18 protein-coding genes are annotated in these 18,952 nt (G+C 32.1%); 14 read left to right on the top strand and 4 right to left on the bottom strand.

Annotated elements, in window-relative coordinates; genetic code table 11:
- On the bottom strand, positions 1-281 hold a 281-nt coding region (locus BMX53_RS15240; protein ID WP_143061432.1), incomplete at its 3' end, for a transposase.
- A 438-nt stretch (positions 282-719) separates the two neighbouring features.
- Between BMX53_RS15240 and BMX53_RS15235 the strand changes: the two genes are divergently transcribed.
- Positions 720-1,430, top strand: a complete 711-nt coding sequence (locus tag BMX53_RS15235; protein ID WP_063176118.1) for a LuxR C-terminal-related transcriptional regulator — start codon at positions 720-722, stop codon at positions 1,428-1,430.
- Between the two features lie 508 nt (positions 1,431-1,938).
- Here the strand turns inward: BMX53_RS15235 and BMX53_RS15230 are convergent.
- Positions 1,939-2,799 (bottom strand): GNAT family N-acetyltransferase, encoded by an 861-nt coding sequence (locus tag BMX53_RS15230; RefSeq protein ID WP_063176119.1) that lies wholly within the window; start codon positions 2,797-2,799, stop codon positions 1,939-1,941.
- Between the two features lie 337 nt (positions 2,800-3,136).
- Here BMX53_RS15230 and BMX53_RS15225 point away from each other — a divergent pair, with 337 nt between their 5' ends.
- The 3 genes from BMX53_RS15225 (at position 3,137) to BMX53_RS15215 (ending at position 5,872) form a co-directional block, all read left to right on the top strand.
- Entirely contained in the window at positions 3,137-3,733 is a 597-nt protein-coding gene (locus BMX53_RS15225; protein WP_063176120.1) for a porin family protein, read from the top strand.
- Between the two features lie 100 nt (positions 3,734-3,833).
- On the top strand, positions 3,834-4,286 hold the full coding sequence (gene smpB, locus BMX53_RS15220; protein WP_038986622.1) for an SsrA-binding protein SmpB: 453 nt from the start codon (positions 3,834-3,836) through the stop codon (positions 4,284-4,286).
- A 272-nt stretch (positions 4,287-4,558) separates the two neighbouring features.
- On the top strand, positions 4,559-5,872 hold the full coding sequence (locus BMX53_RS15215) for an outer membrane protein assembly factor BamB family protein (RefSeq protein WP_074747354.1): 1,314 nt from the start codon (positions 4,559-4,561) through the stop codon (positions 5,870-5,872).
- A 92-nt stretch (positions 5,873-5,964) separates the two neighbouring features.
- Here the strand turns inward: BMX53_RS15215 and BMX53_RS15210 are convergent, their stop codons facing one another.
- Both BMX53_RS15210 and BMX53_RS15205 read right to left on the bottom strand, forming a co-directional pair.
- Positions 5,965-6,318, bottom strand: coding sequence for a hypothetical protein (locus BMX53_RS15210; RefSeq protein WP_074747351.1), 354 nt, complete (start codon positions 6,316-6,318; stop codon positions 5,965-5,967).
- Positions 6,319-6,648: 330 nt separating this feature from the next.
- Entirely contained in the window at positions 6,649-7,290 is a 642-nt protein-coding gene (locus BMX53_RS15205) for a protein-L-isoaspartate(D-aspartate) O-methyltransferase (RefSeq protein ID WP_063176123.1), read from the bottom strand.
- A 150-nt stretch (positions 7,291-7,440) separates the two neighbouring features.
- Here BMX53_RS15205 and BMX53_RS15200 point away from each other — a divergent pair, with 150 nt between their 5' ends.
- From BMX53_RS15200 to BMX53_RS15155, 10 genes are all read left to right on the top strand, one after another.
- Entirely contained in the window at positions 7,441-8,406 is a 966-nt protein-coding gene (locus BMX53_RS15200) for a Gfo/Idh/MocA family protein (RefSeq protein WP_038986625.1), read from the top strand.
- A gap of 32 nt (positions 8,407-8,438) precedes the next feature.
- A complete protein-coding gene (locus BMX53_RS15195) occupies positions 8,439-9,326 on the top strand; it encodes a 3-hydroxyacyl-CoA dehydrogenase family protein (protein WP_063176124.1) in 888 nt (295 codons plus the stop codon).
- 83 nt (positions 9,327-9,409) lie between these two features.
- Complete coding sequence (locus BMX53_RS15190) at positions 9,410-10,630, top strand: DUF1015 domain-containing protein (protein WP_063176125.1); 1,221 nt, start codon at positions 9,410-9,412, stop codon at positions 10,628-10,630.
- Between the two features lie 13 nt (positions 10,631-10,643).
- Positions 10,644-11,315 carry a YggS family pyridoxal phosphate-dependent enzyme gene (locus BMX53_RS15185; RefSeq protein ID WP_063176126.1) on the top strand — a complete coding sequence of 224 codons (672 nt, stop codon included), beginning with the start codon at positions 10,644-10,646 and terminating at the stop codon, positions 11,313-11,315.
- 17 nt (positions 11,316-11,332) lie between these two features.
- Entirely contained in the window at positions 11,333-12,682 is a 1,350-nt protein-coding gene (locus BMX53_RS15180; RefSeq protein WP_063176127.1) for an exonuclease domain-containing protein, read from the top strand.
- 12 nt (positions 12,683-12,694) lie between these two features.
- The gene (locus tag BMX53_RS15175) at positions 12,695-13,549 is read left to right on the top strand and encodes an ion transporter (RefSeq protein ID WP_038986630.1); all 855 of its coding nucleotides are present in this window, start codon (positions 12,695-12,697) and stop codon (positions 13,547-13,549) included.
- Entirely contained in the window at positions 13,533-14,450 is a 918-nt protein-coding gene (gene miaA / locus BMX53_RS15170) for a tRNA (adenosine(37)-N6)-dimethylallyltransferase MiaA (RefSeq protein ID WP_063176128.1), read from the top strand. The genes BMX53_RS15175 and miaA overlap by 17 nt, the downstream gene beginning before the upstream one ends.
- A gap of 121 nt (positions 14,451-14,571) precedes the next feature.
- Positions 14,572-15,306, top strand: a complete 735-nt coding sequence (locus BMX53_RS15165) for an acyl-[acyl-carrier-protein] thioesterase (protein WP_063176129.1) — start codon at positions 14,572-14,574, stop codon at positions 15,304-15,306.
- Between the two features lie 543 nt (positions 15,307-15,849).
- A complete protein-coding gene (locus BMX53_RS19400) occupies positions 15,850-17,265 on the top strand; it encodes a 7TM diverse intracellular signaling domain-containing protein (RefSeq protein WP_083394425.1) in 1,416 nt (471 codons plus the stop codon).
- A gap of 331 nt (positions 17,266-17,596) precedes the next feature.
- Positions 17,597-18,874 carry a hypothetical protein gene (locus BMX53_RS15155; protein ID WP_074747348.1) on the top strand — a complete coding sequence of 426 codons (1,278 nt, stop codon included), beginning with the start codon at positions 17,597-17,599 and terminating at the stop codon, positions 18,872-18,874.
- The last annotated feature ends 78 nt before the right edge of the window (positions 18,875-18,952 follow it).

The following is an 18,952-nucleotide window of genomic DNA, read 5'->3' as shown; positions in this document are numbered from 1 at the left end:
ATACTTTTTGTAGAAGTTGTCATTTCAAACACAATCATAAATGCTTTTTGCAAACCAAATTTGACTTTGTGAAATAAGGTATTAGCCGTTGAACTCTCAACATGTTCACAATTATAACAATAGTATGAATGATTAGTTTTTAAACAACCTTTTTGGTGACCACATTTTACACATGTAAAACCGTTTGACCACTTTATTTTGCTTAAATAAGCTTTACAAGATTCGTCATCTGGTAGTTCTTTTACTAAGTTCAGAAGGTTTTGACCCTTAAAAATTTCCATACTATTGATTTTAAGATACTAAAATACGGAAGTTAATTTAATAACTCAATCTAACTATACTGCTTGCTAATTTTTTCTTCTAGGATTTACACAAAACAAATACCAACTAATAAGGAATATCCACTCTAACGGCTTCAAAGAATTCCTTTGATTAAAACTTAGTCATAAACTACTTCCGTTGTACTTTTTATTTATTATCTACACTATTATACTTAAAAACATCTAATAAAGAACCTTAAAAAACTCTATAAAAATACATTTAATATTAATTTTACCAAAACCACTTATTTGAAAAACAAATACTTACAAATATAAAAAACATAAAAATTAACAGTGGGATTTTATTCTTTTAAACCATAAAACAGTTTTAAAATTTATATTTGCACAAAATATATCCTTATAAAAATTACTCTTTTATTAACCCCACACCACAATAAAATGAATAAAACATCTTATAACTTATGGTTAGATATCATAAATAATGAGAAAGGCAAAAACCTGCATCATACAACTGATGTAGATAAACGAACCACTTATACATTTATATATGACTGTATAAATAACTCTTTTACTTTTATGGACTCTACATTTAGTGCTATTACAGGCCATAAGGTAAAAGCAATAACTCCGGGAGCTTATATTGATTTGATTCATCCTGATGACTATGAGTATTTTATTGAAAAGGAGAAACAGATTCAAACATTCACCAATGACTTAAGATTTAATGAAGTTTTTAGATATGTCATTAAGTATAGTTATCGATTTAAAAAATCAGACGGAAGTTATTTTCAGGTTTTACAAGAATATCAAGCCTTTGAAATTAATGAACAAGGTTATTGGGCTAAATCCTTAGTTAGACACATTATAGTAGAAGATTCTCGTACAGTGTCATTAAATACGGATTATCAAGTCTATGATAAAAAGAAAAGAATTTATTTAGATTTAAACAATAAGTTAAACTTAACGCCAAGAGAATTAGAAATTGTCGAATTAATTAAAAACGGACTGACAAGTAAACAAATATCTCTAGAATTACACATTAGTATAAATACTATACTTACTCATCGAAAAAACATCCTTTCTAAAACACAATCTAATAGTTTTATCGAACTCTTTCATAAAATGACAGGAATTACTAGTCAATTGTAATTTCTAAACCTTTCCTTTATTCTGTTTTTTATCAAAATATCATTTTATTATCTTCTAAAAAACAAAAACAGTCTTTTTTACTGTACTCAAAATGAAGCAAATATTTTACTAAGAAAGAATCAAAAACAACTAACAAACTCAATAAAATCAAGACCTAAAGAAGTTTTGTTGCAGTCTGGTTGCTGTTTTGTTCCCAAATCACTCCCAAAATAGGCTCTCCCAGGGACAACACCCTATAAACACTGGGATAGAAGGAGGTTTTTATAAAAAAGATTTTTGATAAATGACAAAATAAGAGTTAAAAACACTTGAAGAATATGGTGTTTTTTACTTAAGCAAGAAAGAAGATTTTTTTCGCTTTGATTAGTATACTTTTTCACTAAAAGACAGACACTTATAATAAAAACACCTTGTTTTACAAAAGTACAAAAAAATATAGAATAAGGGTTAAAGAAAGTTCTACTTCCTCTTTAACCCTTTTATATTATGTATTTACTAGGCTTAAACCTTAGATTTTTCCTAATACCTCATATACCATTAACACTCCAGGTACTTGTATTTCTTCACGTCTATATTGCTCTAGACTAAAGTACTTCACAGCTCCTATCTCATTAGTTGGCTCTATGACATCTTCTTCAAGATCATAACTATAACAGTCCTGTTGCATCATAATATTTAATTTCTCACCGTAAGCTGGTGCTGTAATATGATGTAAGAAATTTACTCTACTCGGGTCTAGCTTTAAGCTCAACTCCTCTTCTATCTCTCGGATAAGAGCTGTCTTACTGTCCTCTCCACTATCTATCTTTCCTCCTGGTAAGTACCATGCATTCTTATTATTACTATAAGCTAATAGTAACTTGTAATCTTTGACAATGACAAGTCCAGCCGTATCTAGATTTATCCACTTCTCCTCTACTACTGGCAGATGGTAAATCTTCATCATTCGCCCAGGCACACTCGTTAGAATCTGTTTTACACACTCTCCTCCCATTTTTTCATAAAACAGATTTGCATTAGGCTCGGCATAGACTTCGAGATATTTATATCCTTTGCCCTTAGCACGTCGTTTTATCTCAGCAGTGATTACACTTCCATAACCTTTATTAATAAACTCTGGTAGTAACCAAAAATGATTAATACATCCATATGGAGTTTTGTCTTCTAATTCAAAGAAACCAATGTACTGATCATCTATAAAACACTTCACTAATTCAGATTTTTTAAAATTTAGATCTATAATAGTCAATTGATCTGTCCAGATTGCGATAAGTTCTTCACTGTATCCCCAATGTCTTTTAGAGGTAAGTGCTGTTTCTGTAAGTAGATTACAATCTTCTATAGTTGCGTTTAGATATGATATCTTCATAGTATAAGGCGTATTGAAATAGGCTCAAATGTAATATTCTTAAACTAAGAAAAGAGTTTCTGCGTTGAGATAAATTATCACAATCTGCCTATATATCTACTCTAAATACAAATAACTATCAGACTATCAACTTACTCCTAGTAACAAAAAAAGTCTTTTACCATATACTATATAAATTAAATATTCGTTTTAAGTATAAACCAAAAATGCTGTTTATCATATAAATAGTGCCTTTTATCTTTAAAAAATGTAAATCTGTCAAGAACTATACGATAAACGCACTGTAGTTTAAGTTTTTATTTAACTTTGTCTAACAATAATAAAAAACATTAATAGAATGAAACACATTGTAAAATTGCTATCTGCTGTTGCTCTTATGTTTGTAGGAGTATCTACTTATGCTCAATCTCCTTCTCCATTTCATGTAGGGATTAAAGCTGGGGCTAACTTTACTAATATTTCTACAGACCTTAAAGACTATAGTAGTAAAACTGCTACTGGGTATGGACTAGGTGCTATGGCTAGATTTGACATCAAAAAAACATACATTCAGACTGAACTTTTCTTCTCTGAGAAAAACTCTAAGTTTGAAGGGGACCGTCATGGTAGTTTTGAAGTTAAAGCAAAACAAATAGAAATCCCTGTAGTGATTGGTCATAAGTTTGTAAACTTACCATTATTCAGCTTAAGAGGATTTGCTGGTGGAGTTTATACAAATACTTTTGACGATAAATTCACTGGTTCTAAAGTAGAAAGCGCTGTAAAGTTTGAGAACTTTGACAAGAATAATATCGGATACCGCTTAGGTGTAGGTGTTGATGTTCTTAAATTTACTTTAGATGTTTCTTATGACGGAAGCTTCAGCAAAACAAATAAAGAAATTGGTTCTAAACCGAATACTTGGATGGTATCTTTAGGGTGGTTCATCCTATAATAGACCATTTATAATATAGAATTAAGAGTTGTGCTAGGGTACAACTCTTTTTTTGTGCAATAATATTAGATACACTTTAAAAAATTGTTATTTTTGTCCTATGCAAAAGACAATAAACATATTAAACAAAAGGGCTAAGTTCGAATACGAAATACTGGATAAGTACACAGCTGGTATTGTATTAACAGGAACAGAAATTAAGTCTATACGTTTAGGAAAAGCAAATATCGCTGAAAGCTTTTGTGAGTTTCAAGGACACGAATTATTCGTTATCAATAGTCAGATAGAAGAATACGCATATAGTAAACACTTTAATCACAAAGCTAAGACAGAAAGAAAGCTTCTTTTAAACAAAAAAGAGCTAAAGTCTCTTCTAAAAGATGTACAGAATAAGGGATTAACGATTATTCCTCTACGCCTATTCCTTAACGATAAAGGTAGAGCTAAATTGGATATTGCTCTAGCTCGTGGTAAGAAAAACTACGACAAACGTGAAACTATCAAAGACCGCGATAACAAACGTGATCTAGATAGACTTAAAAAAGCATACTAAATTAATTACTAATTACGTCGTCTTCGGCTAATTACTAATTACGATATACTGTATAGAAACACCCTTTTCGGGTGTTTTTTTGTTTATTGTGTTTGGGTGTAGAGTAATCGCCCGTACTACTGGGGATATAGATTGGTGATATTGTTTGCCTATATGGGCTGTGGATGTTGTTTATTTATTCTGCTGTGACAAAATCACAGAAAACAAAAAAACAAAATCACAGAAAGCGACAATAATTTATTTTACTTTCGCAGAAACAACAATAAAAACCTATGAAAAAAGTACTATTAACTATCCTAGCTGTAGCTTGTCTTACATTACCTGTAATGGGGCAAAAGAAAAAGAAACCTCTTCCTCCTCCCGTTGAAGTTAAGTATATTACACCAAAAGAAGAAGTAACACAACTTCCTGTAATAGAAGAACTACCTGAGATACATTCCGCTCCTACACGCCCAACAGAATCTCAAACTAATTCTTATTCTAACAATAAGATATTAACCGAGTACGATATGGTTATTGGCGAACAATTTAAAACAGTAAAACCTGTAGAATTGGATAAAGATGCTATGATTATCTATGATTATGACGGTTCTTTAAAATCATTTAACCTTAAAACGAATACTATTAATTGGACCTTTAAGGCAAAGGACAATGATGTCACTTACAGTAGAAACAAGTTTACGCTAGAGGATGGAGTACTATATGTTCCGTTTATCAACGGGGAAATGTATGCTCTAGATCACAAAACTGGTGAGAAGTTCTGGGAACTGAAAGCAGGACTAAAAAATAGTCAGTACTTTAAAATATGGATTAATCAAATCCCTACAATCAATAAGGATTTAATCTACATCACTACACAATATGAAAATAGTAACATCTATGCTTTTAACAAGAAAAACGGACAGATAGTTTGGAACTATAAACTCGTTTATCCATATAATCATTTGCCTGTAGTATATACTAATGATAAAGTATATACTCAGAATGCACCTTATGTATATGCCTTCGATGCAAATACAGGACGTGAAATAGCAAGACGTGATTTTAAAAAAGCGATGTACTCTAAACCTATTAGTGACGGGCAAAGACTATACATCGCTAATGAGAGCAAAACACTCTATGCACTTAATCTAGATAATCTAGAAACGATATGGGAAGTTGATTTACCTGAGAGTTCTGTAGATCAAAGAATAGTAGTAAAAAACAATACCTTATACCTTACTACTAATCATATGTTTTATGCTATAGAATCTAGTACAGGAAAGATAATTTGGCAAGTAAAACCAAAGCAAGATTACAACCATTCTATTCAGCAATTAGAAGAGTATAACAACAAAATTTATGCTTATGATAATGGAAGTAACTTCTTTGTAGTAAACCCTAAAAACGGAAAAATAGAAAAAGAAATTGCTCTAAGTAATAAAGCTATTTCAAATATTGAAGTTCAGGATCAAAACACTGTGTTTTTCTATTGTGAAGCAGGTTTAATCAGACTTGACCTTACTTCTAAGAAAGAAGAACTTATCTATATGCGCAACTCTATTAATGAGGATGCTCGTGAGAACTATATTAAGTTAATAAGGTGAATTAGATAGATTTAAAAATCAGATAGAAATGCCCCAAAAGACTATAGTTTTATGGGGCATTTTTACTTACTGTACAATTATAATTCCTCTTTTTAGTTTTCTAACAAAAACAAAAATTCTGGATCTAATTGAACTATTTCCATACCATTACCAAGGTCTTTTCCATTTGTTCCCACTACACGAATAACTCTCATTGCAGGACTATATTCTGTTATCTTACCTAATTCACAAATCTGCTTTTCTACTCTATGATGATAAAATGAAAAGATACCATGACCACTAGGGGCAGATATTAAAAACTCTAACTCATATCTTTTATACTTAGGATCTTGAATATCTACAATACTTTTTCCATTTGCATCACAACTAAAAAAAGTAAACTCTTTCCAATACTCCACTTCTGGTCCATTAGGATCCATTGGATAAAGTGGCCCTCTAGAGCTCATTACTTGTGAAAAACAATTTAGCGAGAAAAACACTAACAAAAGGCATAATAATTTTTCATAATTATAATATTTAAAGTTTAAATACTAAAGTATTAATTATTAAAACACCTTTAATTGATTAACATAAAATTATGTTAAAAATACAATTAACACATCTAAACAAAAATACTGATCAGCATTGTGTTAAAAACAAAACAAACTAATAACTAAAATACCAAAAATAAAAAATAAACAACTAAAAAAAAGTCATCTAACAGATATGCTATTTTTATAAAAAACACAATAATAAAAAAAACACCCTTAAAAGAATCCTATTAATATATTTTCAAACTAGTTCTTATTCTCTAACATAGGTACAAACTTAAAGTCGCCATGTTCATGCTTTTCGAATTGTTTTTCATTGATACGGATTAGTTCTGTCATAATCTGTACTTCGTCTCCAATAGGAATGATAAGTCTTCCTCCAACTTTTATTTGTCCAAGTAATGCTTGAGGAATAAATGGAGCTCCTGCTGTAACTATAATAGCATCAAATGGGGCGTAATTAGGAAGTCCTTTATACCCATCTCCAAAGGTCATCAACTTTGGTCTTATTCCAAGTCTAGGTAATAAAGCAGAGGTTTTTTTATACAGTTCATTTTGTCTTTCTATACTATATACCCTTGCTCCCATAGCTACAAGTACAGCTGTTTGATACCCACTACCTGTACCTATCTCTAGGATTTTGTCCTCTTTTTTGACCTGAAGTAACTGAGACTGAAAGGCTACCGTATAAGGGTGCGAAATAGTTTGGCCAGCACCGATTGGGAAGGCTTTGTCTTGGTAAGCAAAATCTTCGAAGCTAGAGTCCAAAAATAAATGGCGTGGTACGCGTTTTATTGCATCTAAAACATTCGAATCAACAATTCCTTTTTGCTTAAGCACTTCAACCAACTGGTTTCTAAGACCTTGATGTTTTGCAGAATCTCTCACTATTAAATTGTTATTTACAGCAAAATAACTACTATTTTATTACAAAAGCAATCTTAATATCTCTTGAGAATGCAATTGAACAAAAGTTTAAGGATGATTATTGAAAGTTTAGATAAATAAATTATATTTTTGTTTTCAAAATATAGTTTTATGCTTAAAGTTGGAGTATTGGGAGCAGGCCACCTAGGTAAAATTCACCTACGTCTACTTAACCAATCTGAAAAATATGAACTAGTAGGATTTTATGATCCTTTTAAAGAGAATGCTGATAAAGTTGCAGCAGAATTTGGCTATAGAAAATTTGACACTATAGAGGAATTAATTCAGGCAGTAGATGTAGTAGATATTGTTACTCCTACCCTTTCTCACTTTGACTGTGCTAAACTAGCTATCGAATCTGGTAAGCACGTATTCTTAGAAAAACCTATCACTACTACTATTGAAGAGGCTGAGACAATCATTGCTCTAGCTGAGAAACACAATGTATTAGGACAAGTAGGACACGTAGAGCGCTTTAACCCAGCCTTTATTGCGGTACGTCCAAAAATAGAAAACCCAATGTTTATCGAAACTCACCGTTTAGCAGAGTTTAATCCTAGAGGAACTGACGTACCTGTGGTGTTAGACCTTATGATCCACGATCTAGATGCTATCTTAAGTGTGGTTAAATCACCTGTAAAACACGTTAGTGCTAGCGGTGTAGCTGTACTTAGTGAGTCTCCAGATATCGCGAATGCTCGTGTGGAATTCGAGAATGGATGTGTAGCTAATATTACAGCTAGCCGTATTTCGATGAAGAATATGCGTAAATCGCGCTTCTTCCAACGCGATGCTTATATCTCTGTAGATTACCTAGAGAAAACATGTGAAGTAGTAAAAATGAAAGAAGCTCCAGAAACTCCTGGTGACTTTGACTTAATCCTGCAAAATGCAGAGGGAGTTAAAAAACAAATTTACTATGACAATCCTGAAGTTTTAGCGAATAATGCTATATTAGACGAGTTAGAAACTTTCCACGATGCGATTGTAAATAAAACTACACCTATCGTGACTCTTGATGATGGTACAAAAGCGCTTCGCTTAGCTTACCAAATCATTGAGGCATTTGACAAATAATATTATACAACAACATTTATAAAACAACCATTATGAAAAAAATTGCTGTTATCGGAGCTGGAACAATGGGGAATGGTATTGCACATACTTTTGCTCAAAAAGGTTTCACAGTTCTTTTAATTGATATATCAGAGGCTGCTATCGAAAGAGGAATGACTACGATTGTTAAAAACTTAGATCGTATGCTTGCTAAAGGAAGTATCACTGAGGCTGACAAGAAAGCAACTATTGAGAATATCATTACTTACACAGACATCAAAGATGGTGTAGCTAATGCAGACTTAGTAGTGGAAGCTGCTACAGAAAACGTAGAATTAAAACTAAATATATTCAGACAACTTAGTGAAGTATGTGGTGAGGATGTAATCTTAGCATCTAATACTTCTTCAATTTCTATCACGAAAATAGCTTCTGTTGTTAAAAATCCAGAACGCGTTATCGGTATGCACTTTATGAACCCAGTGCCTATCATGAAATTAGTAGAAATCATCAGAGGATATAACACTTCTGACCAGGTTACTAAAGCGATTATGGATATGAGTAAAGCATTAGATAAAGTTCCTACAGAGGTAAATGATTACCCTGGATTTGTGGCTAACCGTATCTTAATGCCTATGATTAACGAGGCTATCGAAACTCTTTACAACGGTGTAGCTGGTGTTGAGGAAATCGATACAGTAATGAAGCTTGGTATGGCTCATCCAATGGGACCATTACAATTAGCTGATTTTATTGGATTAGACGTATGTCTATCTATCCTAAATGTAATGTATGACGGATTTAAAAATCCTAAATATGCTCCATGTCCACTATTAGTAAATATGGTAATGGCTGGTAAATTAGGAGTTAAATCTGCAGAAGGATTCTACGATTATAGCGAAAGCAAAAAAGCGGAGAAAGTAGCAAAGATGTTTGCTTAATCCTGATTTAGAAACTAGTAAATTATAAAAGGCAACCAAAACACAATTTTGGTTGTCTTTGATATTTTTGAAACCATAATCTAATGGCTAAAATTATTCCATTTAAAGGCTTACGCCCTACCCGAGATAAAGTGAGCTTAGTCAGCTGTAGATCATTCGAAGATTACAATGCTGTTGAGATTGCTTATCTATTAGACTACAATCCATTTTCTTTTATACACGTATTGAACCCTGCATATGTCAACCAATCTAAGGTAACCTATGACAAGCGTTTTAAGATGGTAGCTGCTAAATTAAATGACTTTAAAAAAGAAGGTATTTTAATTAAAGAAGAAAAACCTACATACTACTTATATCAAATAAGTACTAAAACCTGGAGTTTTACAGGTATAGTAGCGGGTACTTCTATAGAGGACTATCAGAGTAATGTAATTAAAAGACATGAAGACACACTAGAATACCGGGTAAGACTCTTTAAGGAATACTTATACCACAGTAAGTTTAATACTGAACCTGTACTTATGATGTATCCTGATCAAGAAGATATAGAACAGTGGATAAAGATCAAAAAAGATGAAAAACCTCTTTATGATTTTAGTACAGTTACAAAAGAGAGACACACAATCTGGAGAATAGATCAAGAAACAGATGTAGAATGGTTAACAAACCAATTTACAGATATACAAGAATTGTATATTGCGGATGGACATCACCGCTTTGCCTCTGCAGAACTATTGCAGACTGAACATGCTGATGATGGCACACTACGTCCTCACAATTCTGTTATGACTTATCTTATAGCAGAGAGTAATATTAAGATTTATGAATTTAATCGTATTATTCACGATTTAAACAACCATACTAAAGAGGAGTTCTTAGGTTTATTACGTCAAAAATTTGAAGTAGTAAACAAAGAACAACAGCTCTGGAAACCTTCTAAAAAAATGGAATTCGGAATGTACTTAGATGGTGATTTTTATGCTTTAACTTTAAAGGATAAAAAACAAAGTGATAGTATCTTACAGCAATTAGATGCTCAAATACTATACGACGAGGTCTTACATCCTATCCTTGGATTAGATGATTTAAGAAATGATGCGCGTATAGATTATGTTCCAGGTAATGAGTCTATCGTTACAATTAAGGAACTAGTAGATGATGGAGAGTACGAAGTAGGATTTATGCTTTATCCTACCAATGTAAGTGAGATAAAAAAAGTAGCAGATAACGACCTTATCATGCCACCAAAAAGCACTTATATAGAGCCTAAATTTATGAATGGCCTCTTTATATATGAAATTTAAAAACTAGAAAATTATGTCTATTACAGAGAATTTAAAACACATAAAGAATACACTACCTACACATGTTACACTTGTAGCGGTTTCTAAAACCAAACCAAATGAGGACATCGTAGAAGCCTATGAAGCTGGGCAAAGAATATTCGGTGAGAATAAGATTCAAGAAATGACGGATAAATATGAGGCGCTACCTAAGGATATAGAATGGCATATGATCGGTCACGTACAACGCAATAAAGTGAAGTATATGGCTCCTTATGTATCACTTATTCATGGGGTGGATAGCTTTAGACTACTAGAGGAAATTGACAAACAAGCGAAGCGAAATAATCGTGTTATCTCATGTTTATTACAGATGTTTATCGCTGAAGAAGAAACTAAATTTGGACTTGACCAGACTGAATTAATGGAAATTCTAGCTAGTGAGGAGTTTAAAGCCCTTAAAAACATTAAAGTAGTTGGCCTTATGGGAATGGCTACTTTTACTGATAACCAATTACAGGTAAAGAAAGAATTTACACAACTAAATGATATCTTTGCAATGTGTAAAAAACAGTTCGGAATACAAGATAACCTAGACTTAAACACTGTGTCTATGGGAATGAGTAATGACTACTCATTAGCAATAGAGTGTGGAAGTACTATGGTAAGAATAGGAAGTAATATCTTCGGAAACCGTAATTATTAATTAATTTAAAGTAGAAGTTGTACGCAGTTTTAGATATAGAGACCACTGGTGGGCAGTTTAATGAAGAAGGAATCACAGAAATTGCTATATATCGATTTGATGGAAATCAAGTCGTGGATCAGTTTATTAGTTTAGTTAATCCAGAAATGGAGATTCAACCTTTCGTCGTAAAACTAACGGGGATCAATAATGCTATGCTACGGCTAGCTCCTAAGTTCTACGAAATAGCTAAACGCATCATAGAAATAACAGATAATTGTGTAATAGTTGCTCATAATGCTGAGTTTGACTATCGCGTACTTCGAAATGAATTTAGACGTTTAGGCTACGAATATAGTCGCAATACACTGTGTACTGTAGAATTATCTCAGAAGTTACTACCTGATATGCCTTCATATAGTTTAGGTAAATTAGTACGTTCACTAGGTATTCCTATTGCTGATAGACACCGTGCTAGTGGTGATGCTATGGCTACAGAGAAGCTATTTGAACTCCTATTATCTAAAGACAAGGAAAAAACGATTCTTACCTCGATGATTAAGTCTGATATTAAGACAGGCATTAGTCCTAAGTTCTTAGATATTGCAGATACTCTACCTTCTACTGTGGGAATATATTATATCCACAACCAAGAGGGACAAATCATCTTTATCGGTAAGAGTAAGAATATCAAGAAGAAAGTAATGCAACACTTTACGAGTAACTCTCCAATATTCAAGAAAATACAGCAAGAGACCTACACCGTTACTTTTGAAAAAACAGGTACTGAACTAATCGCTTTACTAAAAGAAGCTGAGGAAATTCATACCAATAAACCAAAATACAATAAGGTTAGTAAAAAAAGTGTGTTCCCCTACTCTATCTATATCAAAACAAATATAGAAGGGTATCTATACTTATCTGTTGAAAAGACAGATGGTAGAAAGAGAAACATTATGGCTTTTACTTCCCCTAATGAAGCTAAAAAGTTCTTGCATAAGATTTTTCACGGACAAAGTGAATTACCTTATGTGGACTTTATCTATGAGAAAAAATCAACGAAGATTACAGCAGATAATTTCTTTGCTAACTTTACACAAACTAGAGAAGAATTCAACGCTAAATTACTTGAATTACTAGTTCCTTTTGACATTGACAAGGATCAAGTCCTTATCCTAGATAAAGGACGTAAAGTAGACGAAAAAAGTGCTGTAGCCTTAGAGAAAGGAAAACTCAACGGATATTGCTTCTATAACTTAAACCACCAAATCAACGCCCCAGAACGAATAGCAGCCAATTTAACGCCAATTTTATTTAATAGAAACAATAGAAATATCATTCTTAATTATCTAAATAAAAAGACCGGTTACAAATTAATTCACTACTAAAAAACAGTTTTTGTGAGACGCAGATTAAAAAATAAATGGGATATATTAAAGCAGAAGATTTATATCATTATCTATGGTTCAAATACTTTTGCTGGTAAACTATTTGACTTAGCGCTATTAGCAGTTATCATTTTGAGTGTGCTATTAGTTATGCTTGAGTCAATAGAGAGTTATGATATGAAACACCACAAAGGATTAGTAATTTGTGAGTGGATTATCACTGTATTCTTCTCAATAGAATATATCCTAAGAATATTATGTAATAAAAAACCCTTAAAGTATATCTTTAGTTTTTATGGTTTAGTGGATTTAATCTCTATCCTACCGATGTACTTATCGTTCTTTATTCCAGGCTCTAGAGTTCTTACTGTAGTGAGAGCACTTCGTCTATTGCGTCTATTTGGTATCCTTAATTTGGTACCTTACTTAGGACAACAATCACACTTAAAACTAGCATTGAAATCTAGTAGAACTAAGATTATTGTATTTGTTTACTTTGTCGTGGTTGTTTCTATTTTATTAGGTGCGTTGATGTATGTAATTGAAAGCAAAGAAAGTGGCTTTACGAGTATCCCTAGAAGTATCTATTGGTGTATCGTAACACTTACTACTGTAGGTTATGGAGATATTGCTCCACAAACTACGCTAGGTCAAATGATAGCATCTTTTATCATGATTATGGGGTACGGTATTATCGCCGTTCCTACTGGTATTGTGACAGCAGAATTCTCTAATATCAAACGAGGAAATCGCCTTGATGCAAAGAGAAGAAGAAACTGTTCTACTTGTACTACTACAATCTATGATGACGATGCAAACTACTGCTATAACTGCGGTCAAAAATTAGGAGATGTCTACGAAAAATAACAATTATCTTATTGTTGTGGTTGGTCCTACTGCTATCGGTAAGACTGCATTAGGAATCAAAATAGCACAACACTTTAATACCCATATTATATCATGTGATAGCCGCCAATTCTACAAAGAAATGGCTATTGGAACTGCTGTACCTTCTAAAGAAGAACTAGATGCAGCTCCACATCACTTTATTCAGAATATCAGCATTCACGACTCTTACTCTGTAGGAGATTTCGAAAGAGATGCTCTAACTAAACTAGATCAGCTCTTTAAAGAGAACCCTGTCCAAGTAATGGTAGGTGGATCTGGTTTGTTTGTCAATGCTATACTAAATGGACTTGATGATTTCCCTGATGTAGATCCTAGTATCAGAGAAGGATTAAATAAAGACTTAGAAGAAAAAGGTCTTCCTTACTTGCAGAATATGCTGAAGGAACTAGACCCAATACACTATGAAAAAGTAGCTATAGATAACCCTCAAAGAGTTACTAGAGCTCTAGAAATTTGTATTGGTACAGGTAAGCCTTATTCTAGTTTCTTAAATATCAAAAAACATATACGCAACTTCACTCCTATCGTTATTGGCCTAGAGGCTGATAGAGAGAAGATGTATGAACGCATCAATAAACGCGTGGATATTATGATGGATAATGGTCTTTTAAAAGAAGCTGAAGCATTATATCCTCACCGTGCCAATAATGCATTACAAACAGTTGGCTACCGTGAATTGTTTTCGTATTTTGACAAAGAGTTCACACTAGAGTTTGCTTTAGAAGAGATTAAAAAGAATACACGTCGTTTTGCTAAACGCCAAATTACTTGGTTTAAACGTACTCCAGATGTAATGTGGTTTGATTATATGACCGCTTCAGAAGAGATTATGTTGGCCATTGAAGAGAAGATGGGGTAATGATGTTGTTTCGTTTTTTTGTTTTTTGTATTTATGAAACTTAATTTTCTTACAGAAAGACAAAATAACGAAATCACAAAAAGACAGAACAATAGAATAACAAACCACAAAAAACAAAGCCATGCCTATATCACCAGACTTTACATCTATTTATACACAGAGTTTTGACATTGATTATTTTGATTGTGATACCAATGCACAATTAAAAGTTGTTGACTTGTGTAAGATGATACAGATGGCTTCTTCTACACATGCTGTATTAGGAGGTATTAGTTTTTGGGATTTACAAGAAGCTAACCAATCGTGGGTAGTTTATAAATTTAGAGTAGAGATAGCTAGAATGCCTAAATGGCAAGAACGCATTGATATCACTACTTGGATAGAGACACTAGATGGTATTCGCTCTGTGCGTAACTTTGAGGTACGTTGTAAAGGAGAACTTATCGCAAGTGCTAGTTCAATGTGGGTGATTATGAATACAGTAAGACGTCGTCCTGAGATGATGGCTATCCCTTCTGAGCACTTTACTAAACACGAGGGTAAAACAAGTATCAGTGGAGAGTTTTCCACATTTGACAAAAAGCCTGAGACTAACCACCTTGTAACAGATACCGTAAGATACTCTGATTTAGACATGGTTAATCACGTGACTAATATCAAGTACCTAGAATGGGTTATTAATGCCTTAAAAGCTAATAATACAGCTCCTGAGAGTATCTCTATTATAGATATGCACTTTAATAAAGAGCTTCGCTTTAATCAGCAGTATTCTATTGAACAATCTACTAATCAAAATAACCATTACTTAATTAGTTCAGAAGAAGGTAACCTTAGCTTTCAGTGTGTGATTGAGTAGTTCTAAATATAAAATCGCCTTAGTGACAGTCACTAAGGCGATTTTGTTTATATCTATATTATTACATAAACGATGGTTTATCACCATATACTCCTGGTTTATGTACACCAACATTAATTCTTAAGTCTTTCTTGAGTAGTCTCATAACTATCTTCTCCTTTAACTGAATTCTCATAGAAACATGGTAATAAAAGGATATTATCAATGCTATATATTTCATTTATTTAAAGCTTATATTTTGATTTTCTCTAATGGGTAAAAAACGATCCTAAAGCTCTTTTACTCACTAAAAAGTGATAAATATTTAAACAATAGATAACCTTTTAAAAAAAAGACATTAAACGGCATAAAAAATATTACTCAAAATAACTAACATCAAGCTATTAAAAATAAAACAAATGTTATTTAAATAACATTTGTACAAACATTTTTCATTTCTAAAGAATGAAAAGCAAAACTATTTTATGCTTTTAAAATTAAATATTATAAGTATAGTTGAATCAAATATTCTTTATTTTTAAACACCTAACTAATACTTTATTAATGAATTATAAATACATACAAGGATTTGTACTAAATCTTATAGTATTCATTTGTTTATTAACAACGTTAAAAAACCATGCACAAGTACCTTCGGTCAATCAAAAACAAATTGAATCATTAGTTTATCGTCCTTTAGAAAATAGCAATCTACATATAGCAACAGACTCTTTAAACAATACTTGGATTAGAGGTCATTTTAACCCAAATCAGTTACACTCACCAATTATTTTTCAAATACCAAATGCTCATATCTACTCTTACGATATGTATATTTACAATTTTGAAAAACTCCATCTAATACAACCTAATTTAGACAGTAGTGGTAACTTTGTAGAAACACGTTTCGCTCAACATTATATTATCACTGACAATCTGGTTTATTATTTAAATCTTCATCAAAACCAAGAAGATCATTTAAAGATATTAATTGCTGAGAGAGGTCAATTTGGAGCTCAAGAGGCTAAACAGCTATTGTTTTTAGGGCTTTACTATGGTATAGCATTCTTGTCTATTATCTTTAATATATTGTTTTACTTTATATTCAAAGACAAGCGCTTTTTATTTTATTCATTACTACAGATAGGAATATTTATTTCCTTATTCTATGAGGATGGAATGTTTTACTATATATCAGATGCTCAATGGCAAATGAAATATCTTCTTGCCTGGAATATGCCTTTAACTTCAATGCTAGCCTGTTTATTTACTATCCATTTTTTAGATATAAAATCAATCTATCAACATTATAAAATAGTTTTTGTCTCATTATTTATATTTAGTTTTTTAACCTCTTTACTATATACCTTCTACCCTAGCTATATTGTTTTTAGTATTACAATAGTACTTAGCTTTATTGCTCCACTATTTTGTTTGATACTTTCAGCTACACAGTTTAGAAAAAATATCTATGCCCGTTTTTTACTAATTACTTTTAGCGCTATAGTTATATTTGGTGTAGGTTATACCTTACAGGTAAATACAAATATTGATCAATTTAGCTATTTTAGCATTAATGTATTTAGACTTATCAGCGCAGCTGAAATAATCATTATTACTTTTGCTATTATATACAAAGTAAGGGATTTACAAAACCAAAACTCGGAATACCGTTTAGAAATAGAAAACTATCTACAAATCCTAGATCAGAAAAACTCTGAGGAGCTAACCCAAGAAAACATAGAATACAAAACAAAACATACTAATACATTAAACTCACTAAAAGAAAAATACAATCTTACCACAAGAGAAATAGAGGTTTTAGAATGTCTATGGCAAGGGTTAAGTAATAGCCAAATATCAGAAAAGTTATTTATTTCACTCAGTACTACTAAATATCATGTTAGTAATCTTTATACCAAACTAGAGATAAATAGCCGTACAGAAATCCAACAACTAAAAAAAGAAACTATAGATTAACCTCTTAATAAAGGTAAACCCCATATCAACCTTAGAGTAATGACTTAAAAAAACTAAAGTTATAATGTTTTAAAAAATCATTACCAATCAAACATAAAAAACTAAAAACCAACATAATAACCAAAAATTAATAGTGATAAAAAACTCCCTAAAGAGGCACTTTTAAGATAAAAAATCATAATTTTTTCTAAAAATCACCTAAAAAGGGTATTTCAAGAAATGATTTGTAATCCCAAATTTGCATAGTATCAAAAACGTATTTAATGTTTCGGTACAGTAAAGCATTTTAAAACAATCATTTTTTTAATAACACTTATTAATTTTTTTATTTATGAAAAAAGTAGTTTTAAGCCTAGCTGCGCTAGCAATCGGACTTACTGCAAATGCCCAAGAGAACAACAAGGCAACAGTAAAACAAAAAGGAGATACTAACTTATCTACAGGTATTCAGTTAGGAGAAAGAAATAGCCTTGAAGTTACTCAAACTAACGACAGAAACGTAAGTATGGTTTCTCAATTAGGTAATGAGAACACATCTACAGTTGATCAAGAAGGTGATAAAAACTTAGTAGGTAATGTTATCACTGGAGATTCAAACAGAACAATTACAGAACAACTAGGAGACGATAACGCATCTTTCATTGATATAAATGGAGATAATAACCTAAGCGTTGCATTTCAAAATGGTGATAGTAACACGGCTGTTGCATCAGTTAATGGAGGATCAAATGCTTCTCAAGTAGTTCAAGTTGGAACATTAAACGAGGCTGAGATCACTCAAGATGGTAATTCAAACTATGGTGTTACTTATCAAATTGGAGATGAGAATAAAGGTTTAACAGTACAGTATGGATCTGAAAACGAAGCTATTGCTTTCCAAACAGGAGATTCAAACAACTTTATAGCTGCACAAAATGGAGAAGCAAACTCTAATAATCTTACTCAAAACGGAGATTACAATGGAGCATATGCGTATCAATCAGGTACTGAAAACGTTATAGAAACAACTCAAACTGGAGAATACAACTATAATGTAACTGAGCAAGAAGGAGAAAGATCATATTCTTGGGTTAATCAAGAGGGATTCTTAAACATCAGTGATGTAAAACAAGAGGGAACAATCAACTATTCTACTATTAGTCAAGCAGGTGATCTTAACCAGGCTTACGTTGATCAATCAGGAGTAAGAAACATCTCTACAATTGACCAGTTAGGAGACGATAACTACGCTAAAGTTTCTCAAGCTCATGGTAGTACTTCTGATATCAAACAATTAGAAGGTGGAAACTACGCTGAAGTTACTCAAGTTGGACTTGGAAATAACAGTACTGTTAGACAAGAATCTGAGAACTTCGCTTTAGTATCTCAAAATGGTGAATTAAACACTAGTTTAGTAGATCAAAGATTATCTGGAAACTTTGCTAATATCGTTCAAGAAGGAGGTAGAAATAACTCTGTAGCATTACAAACTGGTGCTGAAAACTTGGTAGATGTACTACAAGATGGTATGGCTAATACAAGTGTAATTTCACAAATGTCTAACCAAAACAGTGGTATTGTTTCACAAATTGGAAACCATAATACTTCAGTTGTTGTACAAGGTAGATAATTACTATATACTATTAGTTGTCGCTACTTTGTTAGCGACAACTTCTTTTATTTTTTTAGAGATAATTTTATTGTTTAC

Source organism: Myroides marinus (assembly GCF_900109075.1).
Lineage (GTDB): Bacteria > Bacteroidota > Bacteroidia > Flavobacteriales > Flavobacteriaceae > Flavobacterium > Flavobacterium marinum_A.
Note: the sequence above shows the minus strand (reverse complement) of the source record. Positions and strands in the feature narration are given on the sequence as shown.